At 72.2% G+C, this 20616-nt stretch carries 26 protein-coding genes; 18 read left to right on the top strand and 8 right to left on the bottom strand.

Translation table 11 applies throughout. The annotated features are described in order from the left end of the window. Positions 1 to 5: 5 nt before the first annotated feature. From OM076_RS32440 to OM076_RS32390, 11 genes are all read left to right on the top strand, one after another. Positions 6 to 1040 (top strand): winged helix DNA-binding domain-containing protein, encoded by a 1035-nt coding sequence (locus tag OM076_RS32440; RefSeq protein ID WP_270044300.1) that lies wholly within the window; start codon positions 6 to 8, stop codon positions 1038 to 1040. Continuing rightward, positions 1037 to 1429, top strand: a complete 393-nt coding sequence (locus tag OM076_RS32435; RefSeq protein ID WP_270044299.1) for a helix-turn-helix domain-containing protein — start codon at positions 1037 to 1039, stop codon at positions 1427 to 1429. The genes OM076_RS32440 and OM076_RS32435 overlap by 4 nt, the downstream gene beginning before the upstream one ends. 25 nt (positions 1430 to 1454) lie before the next feature. Beyond that, positions 1455 to 1859 carry a VOC family protein gene (locus OM076_RS32430; protein WP_270044298.1) on the top strand — a complete coding sequence of 135 codons (405 nt, stop codon included), beginning with the start codon at positions 1455 to 1457 and terminating at the stop codon, positions 1857 to 1859. Positions 1860 to 1986: 127 nt separating this feature from the next. Further along, on the top strand, positions 1987 to 2526 hold the full coding sequence (locus OM076_RS32425) for a PilZ domain-containing protein (RefSeq protein ID WP_270044297.1): 540 nt from the start codon (positions 1987 to 1989) through the stop codon (positions 2524 to 2526). A gap of 81 nt (positions 2527 to 2607) precedes the next feature. Further along, positions 2608 to 3051 carry a (2Fe-2S)-binding protein gene (locus OM076_RS32420; protein ID WP_270044296.1) on the top strand — a complete coding sequence of 148 codons (444 nt, stop codon included), beginning with the start codon at positions 2608 to 2610 and terminating at the stop codon, positions 3049 to 3051. Then, positions 3048 to 5390 (top strand): xanthine dehydrogenase family protein molybdopterin-binding subunit, encoded by a 2343-nt coding sequence (locus OM076_RS32415; RefSeq protein WP_270044295.1) that lies wholly within the window; start codon positions 3048 to 3050, stop codon positions 5388 to 5390. The genes OM076_RS32420 and OM076_RS32415 overlap by 4 nt, the downstream gene beginning before the upstream one ends. After that, positions 5387 to 6226, top strand: a complete 840-nt coding sequence (locus OM076_RS32410; RefSeq protein WP_270044294.1) for an FAD binding domain-containing protein — start codon at positions 5387 to 5389, stop codon at positions 6224 to 6226. Before OM076_RS32415 ends, OM076_RS32410 begins: the two co-directional genes overlap by 4 nt. Before the next feature lie 4 nt (positions 6227 to 6230). Next, positions 6231 to 7079 (top strand): AAA family ATPase, encoded by an 849-nt coding sequence (locus tag OM076_RS32405; RefSeq protein WP_270044293.1) that lies wholly within the window; start codon positions 6231 to 6233, stop codon positions 7077 to 7079. Next, positions 7072 to 8352 (top strand): vWA domain-containing protein, encoded by a 1281-nt coding sequence (locus OM076_RS46440; protein WP_270044292.1) that lies wholly within the window; start codon positions 7072 to 7074, stop codon positions 8350 to 8352. The genes OM076_RS32405 and OM076_RS46440 overlap by 8 nt, the downstream gene beginning before the upstream one ends. Beyond that, a complete protein-coding gene (locus tag OM076_RS32395; RefSeq protein WP_270044291.1) occupies positions 8349 to 9089 on the top strand; it encodes a nucleotidyltransferase family protein in 741 nt (246 codons plus the stop codon). The genes OM076_RS46440 and OM076_RS32395 overlap by 4 nt, the downstream gene beginning before the upstream one ends. Continuing rightward, positions 9086 to 9277 (top strand): hypothetical protein, encoded by a 192-nt coding sequence (locus OM076_RS32390; RefSeq protein ID WP_270044290.1) that lies wholly within the window; start codon positions 9086 to 9088, stop codon positions 9275 to 9277. Before OM076_RS32395 ends, OM076_RS32390 begins: the two co-directional genes overlap by 4 nt. Here OM076_RS32390 and OM076_RS32385 read toward each other — a convergent pair. Continuing rightward, positions 9255 to 9542 (bottom strand): SHOCT domain-containing protein, encoded by a 288-nt coding sequence (locus tag OM076_RS32385; protein ID WP_270044289.1) that lies wholly within the window; start codon positions 9540 to 9542, stop codon positions 9255 to 9257. The two genes, OM076_RS32390 and OM076_RS32385, sit on opposite strands and share 23 nt — an antisense overlap. A gap of 62 nt (positions 9543 to 9604) precedes the next feature. Between OM076_RS32385 and OM076_RS32380 the strand changes: the two genes are divergently transcribed. Continuing rightward, entirely contained in the window at positions 9605 to 10567 is a 963-nt protein-coding gene (locus OM076_RS32380) for a methyltransferase (RefSeq protein ID WP_270044288.1), read from the top strand. On the opposite strand, the gene OM076_RS32375 is transcribed toward OM076_RS32380, so the two are convergent. The 3 genes from OM076_RS32375 to moaC all read right to left on the bottom strand — a co-directional run bounded on the left by OM076_RS32375 (position 10564) and on the right by moaC (position 13236). Further along, positions 10564 to 11751, bottom strand: a complete 1188-nt coding sequence (locus tag OM076_RS32375; RefSeq protein WP_270044287.1) for a molybdopterin molybdotransferase MoeA — start codon at positions 11749 to 11751, stop codon at positions 10564 to 10566. The genes OM076_RS32380 and OM076_RS32375 overlap by 4 nt on opposite strands. 67 nt (positions 11752 to 11818) lie before the next feature. After that, positions 11819 to 12811: a GTP 3',8-cyclase MoaA gene (gene moaA, locus OM076_RS32370; RefSeq protein WP_270044286.1), complete on the bottom strand. Its 993-nt coding sequence runs from the start codon at positions 12809 to 12811 to the stop codon at positions 11819 to 11821. Then, on the bottom strand, positions 12808 to 13236 hold the full coding sequence (moaC, locus tag OM076_RS32365) for a cyclic pyranopterin monophosphate synthase MoaC (RefSeq protein WP_372518112.1): 429 nt from the start codon (positions 13234 to 13236) through the stop codon (positions 12808 to 12810). The genes moaA and moaC overlap by 4 nt, the downstream gene beginning before the upstream one ends. 64 nt (positions 13237 to 13300) lie before the next feature. On the opposite strand from moaC, the gene OM076_RS32360 reads away from it, so the two are divergent. From OM076_RS32360 to OM076_RS32340, 5 genes are all read left to right on the top strand, one after another. Continuing rightward, positions 13301 to 13945: a molybdenum cofactor biosynthesis protein gene (locus OM076_RS32360; protein WP_270044284.1), complete on the top strand. Its 645-nt coding sequence runs from the start codon at positions 13301 to 13303 to the stop codon at positions 13943 to 13945. Beyond that, positions 13933 to 14322, top strand: coding sequence for a TOBE domain-containing protein (locus tag OM076_RS32355; RefSeq protein ID WP_270044283.1), 390 nt, complete (start codon positions 13933 to 13935; stop codon positions 14320 to 14322). Before OM076_RS32360 ends, OM076_RS32355 begins: the two co-directional genes overlap by 13 nt. Positions 14323 to 14356: 34 nt before the next feature. After that, the gene (locus OM076_RS32350; protein WP_270044282.1) at positions 14357 to 15250 is read left to right on the top strand and encodes an amidohydrolase family protein; all 894 of its coding nucleotides are present in this window, start codon (positions 14357 to 14359) and stop codon (positions 15248 to 15250) included. Beyond that, the gene (locus tag OM076_RS32345) at positions 15247 to 15723 is read left to right on the top strand and encodes a cysteine dioxygenase (protein ID WP_270044281.1); all 477 of its coding nucleotides are present in this window, start codon (positions 15247 to 15249) and stop codon (positions 15721 to 15723) included. Before OM076_RS32350 ends, OM076_RS32345 begins: the two co-directional genes overlap by 4 nt. A 99-nt stretch (positions 15724 to 15822) precedes the next feature. Further along, a complete protein-coding gene (locus OM076_RS32340; protein ID WP_270044280.1) occupies positions 15823 to 16413 on the top strand; it encodes a sugar transferase in 591 nt (196 codons plus the stop codon). Here the strand turns inward: OM076_RS32340 and OM076_RS32335 are convergent. Beyond that, complete coding sequence (locus tag OM076_RS32335; RefSeq protein WP_270044279.1) at positions 16383 to 17624, bottom strand: hypothetical protein; 1242 nt, start codon at positions 17622 to 17624, stop codon at positions 16383 to 16385. The two genes, OM076_RS32340 and OM076_RS32335, sit on opposite strands and share 31 nt — an antisense overlap. 12 nt (positions 17625 to 17636) lie before the next feature. On the opposite strand from OM076_RS32335, the gene OM076_RS32330 reads away from it, so the two are divergent. Continuing rightward, complete coding sequence (locus OM076_RS32330; protein WP_270044278.1) at positions 17637 to 18191, top strand: YncE family protein; 555 nt, start codon at positions 17637 to 17639, stop codon at positions 18189 to 18191. Here the strand turns inward: OM076_RS32330 and OM076_RS32325 are convergent. The 3 genes from OM076_RS32325 to OM076_RS32315 all read right to left on the bottom strand — a co-directional run. Then, positions 18112 to 18567 (bottom strand): hypothetical protein, encoded by a 456-nt coding sequence (locus tag OM076_RS32325; RefSeq protein WP_270044277.1) that lies wholly within the window; start codon positions 18565 to 18567, stop codon positions 18112 to 18114. The two genes, OM076_RS32330 and OM076_RS32325, sit on opposite strands and share 80 nt — an antisense overlap. After that, the gene (locus OM076_RS32320) at positions 18567 to 19835 is read right to left on the bottom strand and encodes a molybdopterin-dependent oxidoreductase (protein ID WP_270044276.1); all 1269 of its coding nucleotides are present in this window, start codon (positions 19833 to 19835) and stop codon (positions 18567 to 18569) included. The genes OM076_RS32325 and OM076_RS32320 overlap by 1 nt, the downstream gene beginning before the upstream one ends. A gap of 15 nt (positions 19836 to 19850) precedes the next feature. After that, positions 19851 to 20616 (bottom strand): methyltransferase domain-containing protein (locus OM076_RS32315; protein ID WP_270044275.1); only part of this gene is annotated, 766 nt, incomplete at its 5' end.

Here is a 20616-nt window from a genome sequence, read left to right as displayed (position 1 = left end):
GGCCGATGCGGGTCCTGACACGCGAAGAGCTCACGGCGGCGACCGCAGCGCGCCAGTTCCTGATCGAGCGACAAAGCCTGAAGCCGGCCGAGGCGATCCGCCGCCTGACACCGCTGCAGGGCCAGCACCCACCGGCGCCGCACATCGCGCTCGCCGCCCGCCTGGAGGGCTTCACGCAGGCCGCGCTCGAGGCCGCGATCGACCACGGGCAGGTCAAGAAGGCCACGCTGATGCGGATGACGCTGCATCTGGCGCACGCCGAGGACTTCCCGGCCTACGCGCAGCTGTGCCGCCACCACCGGATGCGGACACTGCGCAAGCGCCACCCCGACCTCGACGAGGAGCGCATCGCCGCCGACCTGACCGCGTTTCTGCAGACGCCGCGCACCAACGTCGAGTTGCGCGAGCGGATCGCGACCCACGATGGCGCCCCGCCGGACCCGAACATGCCGCTGCTCTACGCCCGCACGCTGCTCCCGCTCACGTTCCTCCCGCCCGCCGGCCACTGGCGCGACAGCACCCGCAACGCGCGGTTCGTGCTCGACCCGCGCCCGCTGCCGGACCAGAAACAGGCCGCCGCGCTCGTTCTCACCCGCTATCTGACCGCCTTCGGCCCGGCCTCCCGCAAGGACGTCGCCGACTGGGCCGGCGTCGCCCAGCGCGAGTTCCCGTGGGAGGACGTCGCGACCCTCGCCTACCGCGACGAGCAGGGCCGCGAGCTGATCGACCTCCCGGATCAGCCGCTCCCACCCGCGAAGACGAAGCTCCCGCCGCGCTTCCTGGGCAACTGGGACCAGCCGCTGCTGGCCTACGCCGACCGCGACCGGATCATCCCGCCCGAGATCCAGCCGCTCAAACTCACGCTCAGCGGCGCCTGCACGGTGACCGTCGACGGCCGCGTCGCCGCCAGCTGGCGGATGGACGGCCCGCGGTTGCTCATCACGCCCCACACCGACTTCGACCACCGCGCCATCCGCGAAGAAGCGCTCCGCACGGCGCGGTTCTGCGCACCGGACGGCGAGGTGGCCTTCGCGCCGTGAACCACCTGCGAGCCGCCAAGGACGAGATCGACCGCCGCTACGCGGAACCGCTGGACATCGCCACGCTGGCCCGCGCGGCGCTCGCCTCCGAGGCGCACTTCATCCGCCAGTTCAAGCGCGAGTTCGGCGAGACGCCCCACCGCTATCTGCAGCGCCGCCGGATCGAGCGCGCGGCCGACGCGCTCCGGGAGTCCGACACGCCCGTCACCCAGATCGCCCTGGATGTCGGCTTCACCTCGATCGGCTGGTTCAGCACCGCCTTCGGGGAGATCATGGGCGAGACGCCGACCGCCTACCGCGACCGCCACCGCGGCGCGCCGCCGCCGATGATCCCGGGCTGCTTCACGCTCATGTGGACCCGCAAGAGCAGTTTTCCGGAAGCGGAGTGACACGGCCGGCATTAGCGTCGCGGCCATGATCACCCGGCTTTCCCACGCGACGATCTGGGTCCTGGACCAGGACGAGGCGCTCGCGTTCTACCGCGACGCGCTCGGCTTCGAGGTCCGCGCCGACCAGACCATGGACACGTTCCGCTGGCTCAGCGTCGGCCCGGCGGGCCAGCCCGACCTCGAGATCGTGCTGCTCGTCCCCGGACCGCCGATGATGCCGCCCGAGGCCGCCGAGCAGATCAAGGCGCTGGTGGGCAAGGGCGCGATGGGCAGCGGCGTGTTCGCCACCGCGGACTGCCGCGCCACCTACGACGCGCTGAAGGCCAAGGGCGTCGAGTTCCTGCAGGAGCCGGCCGAGCGCTTCTACGGCGTCGAAGCGCTGTTCCGCGACCCCTTCGGCAACTGGTTCAGCCTGACGCAGCGCACCTGAAGGAATTGCCTCTAAACCCGCGACGGCGTGTGGCCGATACAGCGTCTGGGAAGAACCTATGGCTACGGGATTTGCAAGCGCGCTCAGCGAGGGACAACCAGCCCAGCTCGATCTAGGCGACGAGGCTGTGCCCTGCCTCGTGGTCGGGTTCACCGGCTCCGACGTCGTTCTCGCGCCCAGCGGTCCGCTGCCGGAGGACGCGCTCGCGCCCGGCCACCTGACCACCTATCTCCTGATCGACGCCGGCGGCTCGCTGCAGGCCCTCAAGGCCGAGGTCCGCCCGGCCGGCACCGACGGAGAGCTCGTCGCGACCCTGCTTGACCCGTTCCGGCTCGGCCAGCGCCGGACGTTCTCGCGCGCGCCGCTCGTCCTGCCCGCCCACCTGCGCCCGCTCGGCGACCCCGACAGCCCGCCGAAGACCACCTTCACCCGCGACATCAGCGCCGGCGGACTGCGCGTCGCCCGCCAGTCGTCCTACCAGCCGGCGGACCTGCACGACGTCGTGATCGGTCTCGTCCAGGCCAATCGCGAGATCAAGGCCACCGCGTCGACGGTTCGTGAGACCGACACCGACGTGTCGCTGAGCTTCGTCGAGATCGAGACCGAGGATCGCCTCATCCTGGCGCAGCTGACCTTCGCGTATCACCGCCGCCGCGCCACCACCTAGCGCACGCTCACCGGCGAGCAATATGATCCGCCCGGTTTTCCGACTGGGAGGAGACACATGGCTGGTTCTCTACGGGTCTCAATGACCGTCAATGGTGCTCGGCAGAGCGCCGACGTCGAACCTCGCCTGCTCCTGGTCCACTTCCTGCGTGAAACGCTCGGCCTCACCGGCACCCACGTCGGCTGTGACACGTCCAACTGCGGCGCGTGCACGGTGCATCTCAACGGTGAAGCGGTCAAGTCGTGCACGCTGCTCGCCGTCCAAGCGGACGGCGCCGAGGTCAAGACGATCGAGGGAATGGGCCAGGAGGGCGCGCTGCACCCGCTCCAGGAGGCGTTCTGGGAGCACCACGGCCTGCAGTGCGGTTACTGCACGCCGGGGATGATCATGGCTTCGGCCGATCTGCTCCAGCGCAACCCGAAGCCGAACGAGCACGAAGTCCGTGAGGCGCTGGCGGGCAATCTCTGTCGCTGCACCGGCTATCACAACATCGTCAAGGCCGTGCTCGCGGCCTCCGAGTCATGAGCGCCGTCGCGGCGGCGCCCTGGGTCGGCCAGGCGATCAAGCGCAAGGAGGACCCGCGGCTGATCATGGGCCGCGCGCGCTACATCGACGACATCAACGTCACCGGGCAGCTGTGGGCGGCGTTCGTCCGCTCGCCCGAGGCGCACGCGAAGATCGTCTCGATCGACACGTCCGCGGCCAAGGACTATCCCGGCGTCCACGCGGTCTTCACCGGCCACGACCTCGACCTCGAAGCCCCGCTGCCGATGGCCTGGGTTCCGCCCGGGATCAACGTCAACAACCCGCCGCACTGGTCGATCGCCAAGGACGAGGTCAACTGCGTCGGCGACCCCGTCGCGCTGGTGATCGGCTCCGATCGCTACGCCGTCGTCGACGCCGCCGAGCAGGTCCTGGTCGAATACGACCCGCTCCCAGTGGTCGTCAACCTCGAGACGGCACTCGACGACGGTGCCCCGCTCGTGCACGAGGAGCTCGGCACCAACAAGTGCCACGAGTGGTCGCTCGGCGGCGGGGACCTCGAGGCGGGCTTCGCGGCCGCCGACGTGATCGTCGAGCGCCGGGTGGTCAATCACCGCACCGCGGGCGCGGCGATCGAGCCCCGCGGCGTGCTCGCGGACTACCGCGCCGGGTCGCTCACGCTCACCTCGAGCACGCAGGTCCCGCACTTCCTGCGGCTCTTCCTCGGCCTCCAGCTCGGGATCAGCGAGGAGAAGGTGCGCGCCATCGCCCCCGAAGTGGGCGGCGGCTTCGGCTCCAAGCTGCAGATCTATGGCGAGGAGATCGCGCTCGCGTGGGCCTCGCGCAAGCTCGAGCGGCCGATCAAGTGGGTCGAGTCGCGCACCGAGGGCATGCTCGCCACCCACCACGGGCGCGACCAGGTCGCCCACGTGCGCATCGGCGCGACCAAGGAAGGCAAGATCACCGCCTTCCACACCACGATCTATCAGGACCTCGGCGCCTACCTGATGCTGCTGACGCCGACGATCCCGTCGCTGGGCGCGTTCGTGATGAGCGGCGTCTACGACATCCCGGCGGTCCAGACCGACATCATCGGCGTCTTCACGAACAAGGTCTCGACCGACGCGATCCGCGGGGCCGGGCGCCCCGAGGCCACGCACATGATCGAGGTCTGCATCGACCAGCTGGCGGCCGAGCTCGGCATGGACCGGCTCGACCTCCGCCGGAAGAACTTCATGGACCCGGCCAGCTTCCCGCACGAGACCGCGCTCGGCGTCGTCTACGACTCCGGCAACTACCCGGCCGCGCTGGACCTCCTGCTCACCCACCTCGACGTCGACGCCATCAAGGCCGAGGCGCCCGCGGGCAAGCTGCGCGGCGTCGGCTTCTCCACCTACACGGAGATCTGTGGCCTGGCGCCGTCAAGGGTCACCGGCCCGAGCGGCTTCGGCCTGCAGACCGGCCTGTGGGAGTCCGCGATGGTGCGCGTGCACCTCACGGGCGCGGTCACGGTCTACACCGGCACCTCGCCCCACGGCCAGGGGCTGGAGACGACGATGGCCCAGATCGTGGCCGACCGGCTCGGCACCGACCCGGCCAACGTCGAGGTGATCCACGGCGACACCGGGACCGGCCCGCAGGGGCTGGGCACCTACGGATCGCGCTCGACCGCGGTCGGCGGCGAGTCCGTCGCCCGCGCCACCGCCAAGGTCGCCGACAAGGCGCGCCGGATCGTCGCCCACCAGCTCGAGGCCGCGGTCGACGACATCGAGCTCACCGAGGGCAAGTTCTCCGTCAAGGGCTCACCGGACAAGGGCATGACGCTCGGCGAGATCGCCGGCGCCGCCTATATCCCCGAGAACCTGCCGGAAGGCATGGAGCCGGGGCTCGAGGAGCTCGCGTTCTATGACCCGGAGAACTTCGTGTTCCCGTTCGGCGCGCACGCGTGCGTGGTCGACGTGGACCCGGAGACCGGCAACGTCGACGTCGTCAAGTACGTCGCGATCGACGACTGCGGCCCGGCGATCAACCCGAAGCTGATCGACGGTCAGGTCCACGGCGGGATCGTTCACGCGATCGGCCAGGCGCTGTTCGAGCGCATCCACTACACCGAGGACGGCCAGCTCGTCACGAGCAACTTCGCCGACTACGCGCTGCCCAGCGCCGCCGACGTGCCGTCCTTCGACCTGGATCGCACGGAGACGCCGTCGCCGGTGAACTCGCTCGGGGTCAAGGGGATCGGCGAGGCCGGCACGATCGCCGCGTCGCCCGCGGTAACCAACGCCGTGATCGACGCGCTGCGCCCGCTCGGCGTCACGTACCTGAACATGCCGCTCAGTCCCATGCGGATCTGGGAAGAAATCCAGGAGGCGAAGTCTTGATCCCCGCTGAGTTCGACTACGTTGCGCCCGGGACGCTCGACGAAGCGCTCGCTGCGCTCAAGGACGGCGGCGAGGACGCCAAGCTGCTCGCCGGCGGCCACTCCCTGATCCCGCTGATGAAGCTCCGGCTGGCGGCGCCCACGCTGCTGGTCGATCTGCGCCGCGTCGAGGAGCTGCGGGGCGTCAACCGTTCGGGCGGCGTCATCACGTTCGGCTCCATGGTTCGCCACCATGCGGTGGCGACCGGCGGCTTCGGCCTCCCGTCCGCCGCAGCGGCGACGATCGCCGACCAGCAGGTCCGCAACATGGGCACGATCGGCGGCACGCTCGCCCACGGCGACCCGGCCTCCGACCTGCCCGCGATCATGCTCGCCCACGAAGGCTCGGTGATCCTGCGGGGTCCGGACGGCGAGCGCGAGGTCGCGGCCGCGGACTTCTTCGAGGACTACCTGACGACGGTCGTCGCCGAGGACGAAATTCTGACGGAGGTCAGAATTCCCGCGCTCGAGGGCTACGGGTATGGCTACGAGAAGTTCAATCGCCGCCAGGAGGACTGGGCGATGGTGGCCGTCTCCGCACTGATCAAGAAGGGCGGCGACGGGTCCTGCGCGGACGTGCGCGTCGGCCTGACCCACATGGGCTCGACGCCGCTGCGGGCGACCGCGGTGGAGGACGCCCTGCGCGGCCAGCCGCTGACCGCGGACACGATCGCCGCGGCCGCCGAGAACGCGGCCGACGGCACCGAGCCGCCCGCCGACCTCAACGCCTCGCAGGACTACAAGCGCCACCTGGCGCGCGTGCTGACCAAGCGGGCGATCACGGCCGCGTCACAATGAACGGGTGAGTTTCACCACACCGCAGGACGTTTCGCGGGCCTTGGCGGGCGAGGGGTACCTCGCCGACCAGGCGCTCGCGACGTCCGCCTATCTCGCGTTCGCCCTCGAGCAGCCGCTGCTGCTGGAGGGCGAGGCGGGTGTGGGCAAGACCGAGGTGGCGCGCGCGCTGGCGTCCGCGATGGGCGCGTCGTTGATCCGCCTGCAGTGCCACGAGGGGATCGACCTCCACCACGCGGTCTACGACTGGGACTACCAGCGCCAGCTGCTCGCGATCCGCGCCGCCGAGGCGGGTGCGGCGCCGCGTGAGCTGTTCGGGCCCGAGTTCCTGCTGCGCCGGCCGCTGCTCGAGGCGCTGGAGCACGACGGCGGGCCGGCGGTGCTGCTGATCGACGAGATCGACCGCGCCGACGACGAGTTCGAGGCCTTCCTGCTCGAGTTCCTGGCCGACTTCGCGATCACGATCCCGGAGCTGGGCACGATCACCGCCGCGCACCGGCCGTTGGTCGTGCTGACGTCCAACCGCACACGCGAGCTGCACGACGCGCTCAAGCGCCGCTGCCTCTATCACTGGATCGACTACCCGACGCCCGAGCGCGAGGCGGAGATCGTCAAGACGCGGCTCCCGGGCGTGCCCGAGGAGGTCGCCGCGCGGGTGTGCGCGGCGGTCGCGACGCTGCGCGAGCGCGAGCTCTACAAGCTGCCCGGGGTGGGGGAGACGATCACCTGGGCGCGGGCGCTGCTGGCGCTGGACGGCAACGGTTCCGCTTCGCTGGATGACACGCTGGGCGTCGCTTTGAAGGTCCGCGAGGACATCGACCGGGTGCGCCGCGACCGGGTCCTCGAGGGTGCCTGACGACGCGCGCATCGCCTCCGGCCACGCGGAGATCGCGGAGAAGGCGCGCGCGAACGTCGTCGCGCGCGGCCTGGCGAAGAAGGCCGACGAGGCGTCGATCCGCACCGCCGCGCTGGCGCTGGCGGAGTACGAGACGGGAGACGCGGCCGCCTTGGCGGTCATGGGCGAGCATCTCTCCGGACAGGTCGCCCGGCTGGCCGCCGTGATGCGGGCCGAGGGCGCGCGGGTCGGGCTCGGCGAGGTCCTGTCGGCCGAGCGCGCACTGGCCGCGATCGACGCGTCCGACCGCGCCGAGGTCTTCTTCGCCCTGCGCACCGCGCTGTGCTCGACCCGCGCCGAGCTGCAGTCCTTCGCCGCGGCGTTCACGATCGTCTTCGGCTCCGACACCGCGCCGGACGCGCTCGACGAGCTCGGGGAGATCGCCAAGCAGGCGCTGCCGCGGGTCGCGGTGCCGCCGCAGGGCGACGAGGCGCCCGCCGCCGACCTCACACCCGCCCCGGCGGCGTGGAGCGAGGAGGAGCTGCTGCGCGAGAAGGACTTCGGCGCCTACACCGACGCCGAGCGGGCGATGGCGCGGCGGCTGCTGGCGCGGATCGCGCTGCGCGGGCCGAAGCGGCGCTCCCGGCGCACGGTGCCGACGAAACGCCGGCGCGACGAGCACGACCTCCGGGCCACGATCCGGGTCTCCTTGAGCACGGGCGGCGAGTTGCTGGAGCGCCGCTACCGCGAGCAGGCGCTGCGGCCTCGGCGGCTGGTGCTGATCTGCGACGTCTCGGGCTCGATGGCGCCGCACTCGCGGATGCTGCTGCAGTACATGCAGGCGTGCGTGGCGGCGCGTGCTCGCGTCGAGGCCTTCGTCTTCGGCACCCGGCTGACCCGCGTGACCCGCGAACTGCGCGGCCGCGACAGCGATCGCGCGCTGATGCGCGCGGCTTCCGCGGTCACCGACTGGTCCGGAGGAACGCGGATCGGCGAGGCGATCGCCGAGCTCAACCGCGAGCACGGGCGCCGGATCGGCCGCGGCTCGATGGTGATCCTGCTCTCCGACGGCTGGGACCGCGGCGAGCCGGACCAGCTCTCGGAGGAGATGGCGCGCCTCGCCCGCACCGCCCACAAGGTGATCTGGCTGAACCCGCTGGCCGCCGACCCGCGCTACGAGCCGCTCACGCGCGGGATGAAGGCCGCGATGCCGCACGTCGACCGGCTGCTGCCGGGCAACTCGATCTCGTCGCTGGAGACCCTGGCCGACCTGATGGAGGCAGGGACCGCGTGAACGCCGCGGGGCTGATCCTCGCCGCGGGCGCCGGCACGCGCTTCGGTGAGCAGACCAAGCAGCTCGCCGACCTGCGCGGCAAGCCGCTCCTGCAACACGCCGTCGACACGATGAACGCCGCATTGGAGCGCGTGGTCGTCGTGCTCGGCCACGACGCGGACGCGATCCGCGCGGCGATCGACTTCGGCGACGCCGCGGTCGTCATCTGCGAGCAGTGGGCCCAGGGCCAGGGCTACTCGCTGCGCGCCGGCGTCGCCGTGCTCGCGGACGCCGACGCGATCGCGATCACGCTCGGCGACCAGCCGTTCATCACGCCCGAGGTGATCACCGGCGCGCTCGTGCAGCTCGAGGGATACGACGCCGTCCGCGCGCTCTACGACGGCGCGCCCGGCCACCCGGTCGTGCTCAGCCGCACCGTGATGGACGCGGTGCCCGAGCTCGGCGGCGACGCCGGCGCCCGCGAGCTGCTCGCCCGCTTCAACGTCCACCGCTGGGAGGCGGGCGGGCTGGCCAGCGCGGTCGACGTCGACACGCCGGACGAGCTCGCGCGCCTCGACCAGCGCCCGAGCGGCGCCGCCATCGCCGCGGGCGAGGCCGCGCCAGAGGCGGCGCTCACGGAGCGGGCGACCGCGCCGGATGACGGCCCGAGCGCGGCCGCGTTCCAGGCAGGCAACGCGGCGCCCGAGGCGGCGCTCACCGCCGCGCCGGACCCCGACCCGGAGGCGACCGCGGGATGAGCGACTGCGACACCGGCGTCTGCGGCGGCGACGTCCCGCCGCTGATCGGCCAGATCCTCACCGGCACGGGCCTCACACTGGCCCAGGCTGCCACGCGACTCGAGCGCGGCGAGGCGCTCCCCGCACTCACCCCGGTCCAACGCCGGATGGTCGAGGAGTACGCGCTCAGCCGAGTAGACGCGCTTTAGCGGCCGCGAACTCCTCGTCGGTGAGCGCGCCGGAGGCGTGCAGGGCGGCGAGCCGCTCGAGGCGCTCGACGGGATCGCCTCCCGTCAGGTCCGAGAGCTTGGGGTCGTGCGAGCTGACGGTGATCTCGGCGCCCGGGAACGCGGCGCGGAGGTGTTCGACCAGCTCGTCGGAGGCCGAATGCCCGTTCGTCTGCGCTTCGACCGCCGTCGCAGGCGCCGTCTCCTTGGTCCGCCGCCCGCGCAGCCAGTCCCCCAACCGTCCCATGTCAGCGGACCTTAACCGCTTGAGCCGATGCATCGCAACGCCGGACATGGGATGGTCGTGACATGGATGACCTGCTGCGGTTGATCAACGGCTATCAGCTGTCCCAGGCGATCCACGTCGCCGCGACGCTCGGCATCGCCGATCGGCTGGCCGGCGGCGCGCGCGATGCGGAGGACCTGGCCGTGGCGACCGACGCCCACGCTCCCGCGCTGTACCGGCTGCTGCGAGCGCTCGCCGCCGTGGGCATCCTGCACGAGGACGCCGACCACCGGTTCGCGCTCACGCCGCTCGGGGAGGGCCTGCGCACCGACGTGCCGGACTCGGCGGCGGGCTGGGCCGCGTTCATCGGCCGGCCCTACCACTGGAGCGCCTGGTCGCAGCTCCTGCACAGCGTCCGGACCGGCGAGAACGCGTTCGCGGCGGTGCATGGCGTGGACGTGTGGACCTACCGCGCCGAGCATCCCGAGGAATCCGGGATCTTCGACGCCGCGATGACCGCGCTCGCGGCCCGCGTCACCGCGTCGGTCCTCGCCGCGTACGACTTCGGGCAATTCGAGGTCGTCGCCGACATCGGCGGGAGCCGCGGCACGCTCCTGGCCGCGATCCTCGCCCACCACCCGCACCTGCGGGGCATCCTCTTCGACCGGCCCGGGGTCGTCGCCGGCGTCGACCTCGGCGAGCGCTGCCGGATCGTCGGCGGCAGCTTCTTCGAGGCCGTCCCCGGTGGTGCTGACGCCTACATCCTCAAGTCCGTGCTGCACGACTGGGACGACGAGACCTCGGTGGCGATCCTTCAGAGCATTCGCCGCGCCGCCCCGGCGGGCTCGGCCGTGCTGATCCTGGAGCGCCGGCTCGGCCCGCCCAACGCCGAGCCCGCGGGGAAGCTCTCCGACCTGAACATGCTGGTCGCGACGGGCGGGCGCGAGCGCACCCGCGACGAGTACGCGCGCCTGCTGGAGGCCGCCGGCTACGGGTTGGTGAGCGAAACGCCCGCGGGTCCCGTGAGCGTCTTCGAAGCCCGTTAGACGCGCAGGAGGTCGACTTCGGCGCCCGCCGGGAGCGAGCCCGAGCCGTGCGGCGCGACCGCGAAGCCGTCGCTCTCGCCCAGCGCGCCGGTCATGTGCGAGCCTTGGCGCTCCGTCGGCCACGCCACCGGGATGCCGTCCTCGCCCGGGACCAGCTTGGAGATCAGGAACGTCGTGCGGTTGTCCGACGGGCCGGCCGACTCGCCGAGGCGGCCGCGGTCGAAGCGCGGCCCGGGGTCGCTCTCCCCGCGCAGGCGCCGCAGCGCCGGCAGGACGAACAGCGCGGTACAGACGATCGCCGACAGCGGGTTGCCCGGGAGGCCGAACACGAGCGTCGAACCGCGGCGCCCGAACCAGAGCGGCTTGCCGGGCTTGATCCGCACCCGCCAGAAGACCTCCTCGATGCCGCACGCTTCGAAGGCCGGCTTGACGTGGTCGTGCGGGCCGACGGAGACGCCGCCGGAAACGATCAGGATGTCGCCCTCGAGGCCCGCCTCGATCGCGGCGCGGGTCGCGTCGAACTCGTCGATCACCGGCGGGTGGTGCACGAGCCGCGAGCCGACGGCCGCGAGCATCGCGCCGACCGCCAGCGAGTTGGACTCGTAGATCTTGCCCGGCTCAGGCGGCGCGCCCGGGGGGAGCAGCTCAGATCCCGTCACGATCACGTCGACGCGCGGCGTGCGGGGAACGTCGACCGTCGCGACGCCGGCGGAGGCGAGCGCGGAGAGCCGGGGGACGGTCAGGACGTCGCCGGGGCGGGCGAGCACGTCGCCGGCGTGGACGTCCTCGGCGCGGCGGCGCACGTGCAGGCCATGACGGACCGCGACGGCCGCGACGACGGTGCCGTCGCGCACCTCGGCGTCCTCGACGCGCAGGATGGAGTCGGCGCCGGGCGGGATCGCCGCGCCGGTCGAGATCCGCGCGGCGGTGCCGGGCTCGAGCGTGATCGTCCCGCCACCCGCGGCCAGGTCGCCGATCACGCGCAGCTCCGCGCCCGGCGCGGTGTCCTGCGCTCGCACCGCGAAGCCGTCCATCGCCGTGCGGTCGAACGGGGGGAGATCGATCGCGGCGCGCGCCTCGGCCGCCATGACGCGCCCGATCGCCTCGGGCAGCGCGACCTGCTCGCTCGCGAGCGGCTCGATCCCCTCGAGGACGAGCGCCAGCGCCTCGGCGAAATCCTTCATGACGTACCCCCGCCGTACGGGGGCCCCTGAGACCCGCGGGTGGTCCCGCGGTGACCGCTGGCCAGGGTCATCCGCCGATCTGCGACATGGTGCGCAGCGGCTGCACGAAGCCCTCGTCGTTGACGTGGTGCTTGAGCTCCTTCTCCCACACGGCGGCGCGGATGAGCGCCTCCAGCTCAGCGTCGGACGCGCCGTTGCGCAGCGGCTCGCGCAGGTCGGTCTCGGTCATCGAGAAGAGGCAGGTCCGCAGCTCGCCCTCGGCGGTGATCCGGATCCGGTTGCAATCGCCGCAGAACGGCTCGCTCACGGGCGAGATGAAGCCGATCGAGCCCTGCCCATCGGCGAACTCCCACCGGCGCGACGTGCCGTGGCGCTCGCGTCCGAGGTCCTTCAAGGGGTATGCGGCGTGGATCAGCCGCCGGACTTCGGCGTTGGGGAGCACGCGGTCGCGCGACCAGTTGCGATCGCCGTCGAGCGGCATGAACTCGATGAAGCGCACCTCGTACGGGTGCTTGCGGGCGAACTCGGCGAAGGCGACGACCTCGTCCTCCGTGAAGTCCTTGAGCGCGACGACGTTGACCTTGATCGGACGCAGCTCGGGGTACTTCTCGGCCGCGGCGAGACTGCTCAGCACCTGCTGCAGGGAGTTGCGGCGGGTGAGCTGGAAGAAGCGGTCCGGTGCGAGCGCGTCCAGCGACACGTTCACGCGGCGCAGGCCGGCGCGCACGAGTTGCTCGACCTGACGCTCGAGCAGGTAGCCGTTGGTGGTCAGCGACAGGTCGTGGATGTTCCCGTCGGCGCTGAGCATCTCGACGAGCTTCCACAGCTCGCGGCGGGCGAGCGGCTCGCCGCCGGTGAGGCGCACGTCGTGGACGCCCATCGAGGCCAGCAGTCCCGCGACGCGCGCGATCTCCTCGTAGGTGAGGATGTCCTTGCGGTCCAGCCACGGCAGGCCCTCGGCGGGCATGCAGTACTGGCAGCGGAAGTTGCAGCGATCGGTGACCGAGATGCGGACGTCGCCGATGTCGCGGCCGTGCCCGTCGACGAGCTGAGGTCTCATCGGTGGAAGTCCGACTTGCCGCCGGTTTTGTCGAGTAGCTCGATGCGCTCGATCACGACGCCTGGCTCGATCCCTTTGACCATGTCGTAGACGGCCAGCGCGCCGATGCTGCAGGCGACCATCGCCTCCATCTCGACGCCGGTGCGGGCGGCGACGCGCGCCTCGGCGACCAGCGTCACGGTGCCCTGTTCGACATCGACGGTGACGGTCGGCTCGACGTGGGTGAGCGGGAGCGAGTGGGCGAGCGGGATCAGCTCGTCGGTGCGCTTGGCCGCCTGGATGGCCGCGATCCGCGCCACCGTGGCCACGTCGCCCTTGGGCGCGTCCCCGGCGGCGACCCGCGCGGCGGCGTCGGGCGACATACGCACGACGGCACGGGCCCGTGCCCAGCGCGAGGTCTCGCTCTTGTCGCTCACGTCGACCATGCGCGCGTTGCCGGCCGCGTCCAGGTGAGTCAATGCACCGTCCACAGTTCATATGGTACGGGGAGTGATCATCACCGTCCGCCTCTTCGCCGGCCTGCGCGAGCGCGCGGGTGCGGACCACATCGAGCTCGACCTCCCCGACGACGCCCGGGCGAGCGACGTGCTCGCCGCGATGGACCTGCTCCCGGGGCAATGCATCGTCGCGCTCGACATGGAATACGCGTGCGCCGACGAGCGCATCCACGCGGGACAGGAGGTCGCGCTGATCCCGCCGGTGAGCGGCGGCGCCGGCCCCGTCCGGCTGGTGGAGATCACCGATCGGCCGCTCGACCTGGGCGCCGTCTCCGCCGCGGTGCGCGACCCGCGGGCCGGGGCCGTCGTCTGCTTCGAGGGCATGACCCGCGACGTCGAGGCGCTCGACTACGAGGCCTACGTCGAGATGGCGCGCGCAAAGCTGCAAGCGATCGGGGAGGAGGAGGCCGCCCGGCACGGGCTCTGCGCGGTCGCGCTCGTGCACCGCACCGGCACCGTGCCGCTGAGCGAGCCGTCGGTGATCGTCGCTGCCTCCGCGGCCCACCGGGGCGCGGCGTTCGCGGGCGCGCGGGCGCTCATCGACCGGGTCAAGGCCGAGGCGCCGATCTGGAAGGTCGAGCTGACGCCTGAGGGCGCGCAGCGGGTCGAGGGCGTGCTGCCGTCATGGCCGACCTGACGCTCGGCGACGCCGCGCGGGCGATCGGCGTCTCCACGGACACGCTGCGCCGCTGGGACCGCACGGGGAAGATCAAGACGACGCGCGACGAGCGCAACCGCCGGCTCGTCCCGTCCGAGGAGGTCGAGCGGCTCTCCGCCACGCCGCGCCGCCGCCCGACCGGCCATCACCTGAGCGCGCGCAACCGCTTCCCGGGCATCGTGAAGTCTGTCGAGGTCGACGGCGTGATGGCGCTGGTCGAGATCGAGGCGGGCCCGTTCACGCTCGTCGCGGCGGTCACCCGCGACGCCGTCGAGGAGCTCGGATTGGCACCCGGCGTGCCCGCCACCGCGGCCGTCAAAGCCACCTCGGTCATGGTCGACCGGACAAATACCTGATACTCGACCGAATTAGTCGTGTATCCTCTCCGGCGTGACCGCGCGCCGCGCCGACATCCACCAGCACCTCTGGCCGGATGGCCTGCTCTCCTCCCTGGCGCGGCGCACGGTCGCCCCCCGGCTGCGCCGTGACGGGCGCACGTGGGTGCTCGAGCTCGAGGGCGATGCGCCCGCGCCGTTCGATCCCCACACCCACGACGTCGGGGTACGGACACGACTCGCCGCGGCCGACCGGCTGCAACGCGTCGTCGTCGCACCGTCCGCGCCGTTGGGCATCGAATCGCTTCCTGTCGGGGAAGCGGAATCGCTGCTCGACGCGTTCCACACCGGCGTCCTGGAGGCGGGCGCGCCGTTTGAGCTGTGGGGCGGCCTGGTGCTCGGCGATCCGACCGCGGCCCGCGTCGAAGCCCTCCTCGACGCGGGCGCGGTCGGTCTCTCCCTGCCGGCGGGGGCGCTCAGCTCGGCCGCGGGGATCGAGCGGCTCGGCCCGGCGCTCGAGGCGCTGAGCGCGAGCGCAGCGCCGCTCTTCGTCCATCCCGGCCCGGCCGCCGGCTCGCCCGCCTGGTTTCCGGCGCTCACCGCGTACGTCGCCGAGATGTCGACCGCTTGGCACGCCTGGGCCCAGTGGGGGAGGCCCGCGCACCGCGAGCTGCGCGTCGTGTTCGCGATGCTCGCCGGCCTGGCGCCGCTGCACGCCGAGCGGCTCGCCGCCCGCGGCGGCCCGGTCGACGCCGTGCACGACCCGCTGACGGCCTTCGACACCTCGTCCTACGGTCCGCGAGCCCTCGACGCGATGCTCCGCGTCGTCGGCGTGGACCGCTTGCTCTACGGCTCGGACCGGCCGGTGATCGAACCGGTCGCCATCGCGGCGCTGGGCGCCGCGGCCGAGCACGCCATCGCAGTCACCAACCCGGAGCGCTTCGTATGAATGAGCTCGACGGCTCCGCCCTGGAGTCCCTCGTCCGTGACCTGGCCGCCGACCCGGCGGTCTGGGAGCACCTCGTGCAGCATTCCCCCGACCAGCGGCACTACGAGGAGCTGCGCCGCGACGACGACGTCGCGGTCTGGCTGATCTGCTGGATGGACGACCAGGACACCGGCTTTCACGACCACGACCTCTCCGGTGGGGCGGTCGCGGTCGTCAAGGGCGAGGTCGCCGAAGATCGCCTCGCACTCGGTGGTCCGCCGGTCACACGGACGTTCACCGAGGGCGACGCCTTCCATTTCAGCGCCGCCGACATCCATCGCGTGCGCCACACGGGGGAGCGTCCGGCGGTCACAATTCACGCGTATTCCCCACCCCTGTGGCGGATGGGCGCCTATGAGGTCCTCCCCGGCGGCGAGCTGCGACGGCACTCGCTCTCCTACGCAGAGGAGTTGCGACCGCTCGAATCGACCTGAGACCAATTTCCGGTTCCTACCGAACATATGTCGGTTTGTGCTTCCTACAGAAGGGCTGATCTGGGATAACCCGAGATGAACCCGTGAGGGGAGAGGGCTGTGTCGACGCAAGCGATGGAGCGCAAAGAAGACCGGTCACCGGACGTCGCACGAGCCGCGCAACGGCTCGCGAAGCCCCGTGCCCGCGTTTCGCTTGCGCTCAAACGGCTTGCCGACGTCCTCCTGGCGACGCTGATGCTGGTCGCGCTGCTGCCGGTGTTGATCGTCGTCCTGGTGCTGCTGGGGCTGGCGGGCGACGGCTGGTTCGAGAAGCGCGAGCGGCTCGGTCGCAACGGGCGCACCGTCGTTCTGCGACGGTTCGGGGCACTTCCCGGCGGGGCGGTCGGGCGTGGGCTGGAGCGCGTCGGCGCGCGTGAGCTGCCGCTGCTGCTGACGGTCCTGCGCGGGCGCCTGAGCTTCGTCGGGCCACGGGCGCTGGCTCCCGGCACCGGCGCCGGCTACACCGGCCCGCGACGCCTGATGGCGCCGGGCCTGACCGGGCCGGCACAGCGCCGGGCCGGCGGCGCGGCCGAGGCCGACGGCCTCGACGACGCCTACGTCGCGCACTGGACGCTCTGGCGCGACGCGCAGCTGCTCTTCGGCCGCTCGCCGAAGGTCGCTCACCACAAGGTGTCGAACACCAGCTCGTAGGTCACGACCTGAAACGCCAGCAGCGCGACGAACAGCTGCGGGCGGCGGACGAGCGGGGCGGCGGCGAGGATCACGAACGGGGCGAGGAAGAGCCAGATGCGCTCGGTCTCGGCCTTGGTGAAGCCGAGCACGCTCGCGATGGCGAGCACGGCGAAGATCGCGAGCGCCTCGGGCTTGGCCTGTCCCAGTCGCTTGAGCGCGAGCCAGGCGATCGGGACGCCGACGATCAGCAGGAACGCGGTGGGGGAGCCGAACAGCCAGTAGGCGTAGGGGCGCCGTGACGCGATCCCGACCTCATACACGCGGCTCGTGGCGTGCAGCGTGCCGAGCGGGTCGAAGCCGGTGGCGGCGGCGAAAAGCGCGTGAAAGGCGAGCAGGATCGCGCCGGTCATCGCGCCGAGCTTGAGCGCGGGCTTGAGGCCGTCGCGCGCGAGGACGAGGATCGCCGCCCACGCGGCGACCGCCAGCAGCGACCAGGCGAACAGGCTCGCGACGGCGAGCGCCAACGCGCCGACCCAGGGACGCTTGGAGAGGAGCCCGATCGCGGCGACCAGGCCGAGCGTGAGGTACACGGCGTCGGCGCTGGTGGCGCCGAAGTGCAGCATCGCGGGGGCGAAGGCGGCGAGGACGCCGGCGATGCGCGCGACGCGGTCGTCGTAGAGCCGCCTGGCGAGCACGTAGGTCAGGGGCGCGCTGAGCGCGCCGACCCCGATGATGAACGCGGTGAGCTTCGGCGACGTGTCCAGGCCGAGGTAGTACATCGTCAGCAGGAGGCCGGGCGGGTGGCCGGCCGAGTGCACCGGGAGCGACGGCACGAGCTCGGCGAAGCGATCGAGCACGAACCGCGGGCCGTAGTCGAACGCCGCCAGTGACGGCACGTACTCGTTCTTGCCCTCGCCCTTGGGGCCGACGAACAGCGCCCGGTCGAGCTGATGCGTCCCGCCGCGGCCGGTGTTGAGCGTCACGCGCAGGATCAGCGTGAAGACGAACAGGCCGGCGGTGAAGACGGCGGTGCGCCGTTTCAGGAGCCACGGCACCAGCAGCACCGCCGCGACGAAGCACGGGATCGTGACGAGCTCGAGCACATCGGCCTGCGGCCCGTACGCGCCGATGAACGGCGGGTGCGGCACGCCGAGCTGCGTCCCGCTCGCATCCAGTGACAATCCGATGACGACCGTCGCCGCCATCGCCGCCATGCCCAGCCAGGGCACTATCTTCGACGCGTGCGGCAACTAGCGCTGATCCTGGCGGTACTCGGCCTGGCCGGCTGTGGCTCGGAGGCCGCGGCGCAGCTGCCGGCGCCCGCCGGCGCCGTCGAGGGCGCCCAGCAGGCCGGGCAGTTCTCGGTCGACCCCGCGCACGACCGGCTGTGGCGGGCGGACGGGAAATCGGCGCGGACCGGGAGCGAGCCGACGGCCGTCGCGCTGCTGGACGGCGGGATGCGCGTCGCGGTGCTGTGCGGGCGCGAGCGGGTGCTCGAGGTCTACGACGCGCGCACGCTCAAGCGGCTCGGCCGTACCGGCGCGGGGATCGGGCCGGTCGATCTGACCACCGACGGGGCGCAGCTCGCCTACGTGACCGACGTCAAGGGCGACGCGCTGCTCGTCTTTCACCTGCGCCCGCGCTTCGAGCTGGTCCGCCGCGTCCACGTGATCGGCGGACCGTACGCGATCCGCTTCGACAAGAGCCGCTTGTCGATCACGCTGTCGAAGACGGGGCGGACGGTGGAGTACGTCGCTTCAAGCCGGCCCGTCTTGCAAGCAGCAGCGCGCCACTGAGCGCGAACAGCGCGGCGGTGACGACCAGCCAGCGCGAGAAGTAGCCGTGGTAGTTGAGGCCGCTGGCGTAGTGGAAGTTGCCGGTGCCCTTGCCGCGGATCGTGCTCCAGAACACCAGCAGCATCAGCAGCGAGAGGCCGGCCGGCACGCGGACGTAGTTGATCGCGTCGCGGGTGAGGCCCTGGGCGAGCCGGTCGAGGGTCGAGTACGCCGGCAGCAGGATCAGGTCGTGCAGGATCACCGCGGCGATGAACCACAGGACGACGTTGGACGCGGCACGGAAGTCGAGCACGCTCAGCAGCGCCCAGGCGACGATCGGCAGCAGGATCAGGTGGGCGAGCAGATGCACCGGCGATGCGCCGTAGCGGGCGCGCATCAGGCGGCCCTCGGCGTGAACGTCAGCTCGCCCACCCACTTGGTGTTGTGCACGCCCGGGAGCGCCGGGACGATGATCCGCGCGGGGTAGCCGTGGTCGAGCGAGAGGTCATGGCCGTTGACCTTCAGCGCCAGCAGCGCGTCCTCGGCGGCGATCTGCCCGCCGGTCAGCGCGGCGCGGCGCAGCACGCCCGCGGGCTGCAGCGACTCGACGAGCACCTGGCTCGCGCCGGGCGCGCCGGCCTTCTCGGCCAGCAGCGAGAGCGGCACGCCGGTCCACTCCTGACGGGTCGTCCAGCCTTCGACGCAGGCGATCGGCAGCTTCGCCGTCCGCTGGGGGAGCGCCAGGAGGTCCTCGCGCGAGAGCGCGATCTCGTTATCGCCCACGCGGAGCTTGAGCTGGTAGCCGTCGCCGGTCATCGCGTGGGTGACCCGCGCGGCGCGGGCGGTCTTGTTGACCGGGAAGTCGCCCGGGACGATCTCGCGCCGCGGCGCCAGGAAGGCCAGCTTGCGCAGCGGCCCACCGACGGACTGGCCGACGTTGGCGACCAGCAGCGTCGCCGCACCCGCGCCGGCGAAGGCGAACAGGCCGCGGCGCGAGAGCGTCGGCTCGGCGGGGTTCGGCGTGACGAGGCCGTCGTCGTCGCGTGGCTCCGGCTTCGTGCGTGCGAGGTCGTCGCGCAGCGGCTTGAGCACGCCACGCTCGCGGTAGGCCTTCGCGATCACCGGCAGCTTCACGACCACGTGCAGCACCAGCGACGTCACGAAGACGATCGCGCCGTAGTAGTGCGCGACGACGAAGTTGAACTTGAACGGGTACCAGTACTGCGCGTTCATCACGCCCGTCGCCAGCTCGAAGACGCTGCTGGAGACCAGCAGCGCGATCGACAGCCGCTCGATCGCCTGCGCCGGGCTCGTGACCGGCGGGAACGAGAACAGCCGCGGGATGACCGACCACAGCTTCGCCAGCAGGAACGGGATCGCGATCAGCCCGACGTTCGTGTGCAGACCCTGCGTGAGTCCGTAGAGCCAGCTCGGGCTGGTCGGCCAGTCGAAGAACGACGCGATCCACGGCAGGTCCCGGTCCTTCGGCACGATCGCGTTGTGCCCGAGGTCCGGCATGTACGCCGCGTGCGACAGGAAGCCCGTGGTCGCGACGATCGCGATCAGGATCAGCAGGATCGATCCGAGCGCCGACGTCAGCCACGGGCCGCGCAGGGGCGAGCGCCAGAAGCCCGGGCGGAACGGGCCTGGGGGAGCGGAGGGCATGCTGGAGGGAGTCCTCTACGCGCGTCTGAGCGTTACGAAGGTGCGGCCCGCGAGCGTCCGGGTCTCGGTGGCTTCGAAGCCGGCCCGCCGCGCGACGTTCGCGATGCCGTCCACACCGACCCGCGCCCAGCGGAACCACTCCGACACGACGCCGCCGGGGGCTTCCAGCCGGACGCGGACACGGTGCGTCGGCGCGCCTGGCGGATCGACCTCGACGACGATCGCCCCGCCCGCGGCCAGCAGCTCGCCCGAGCGGCGCAGCAGCAGGATCGGCGCCCCGCCGATGCCGATGTTGCCGTCCAGCAGCAGGATCGTCCTCCAGGTGCCCGCGCGCGGGACCTGCGACCACAGCGACCCGTTGATCACCTCGGCGCCGCGCCCGCGGGCGAGCCGGACCGCGACGGGGGAGAGATCGACGCCGAGCCCGCGCTTCCCGACCGCCCGCAACGCGGCCAGATGACGCCCGGGCCCGCAGCCGAGGTCGAGCACGGGCGCCTCAACGTCGGCGAGGATCTGCAGGTCCACGGCATCGGCGGGTGCGACCCAGCGGTCCACGTGCAACGGCTCGCTGCGCCCGTCGGCGAGGCGCAACCGCGCCGTGGGCGGCGGGCCGGCGCCGAGCAGGTGCTGGGCGGCGGAGGCGAGCAGACGGCCGTAGAGCAGGTCGGCGGGAAGTGGCGCGGCGGGCGCGTGGGCGGCGTCGCGGGACGCAACGTCGCCGTGCGGCCCGTGCGCGGCGTGGCGCTGAGCCACGCGCGCGGCCGCGGCGGCGTCGCGGGGC

Source organism: Solirubrobacter ginsenosidimutans, assembly GCF_027587205.1.
Note: the sequence above shows the minus strand (reverse complement) of the source record. Positions and strands in the feature narration are given on the sequence as shown.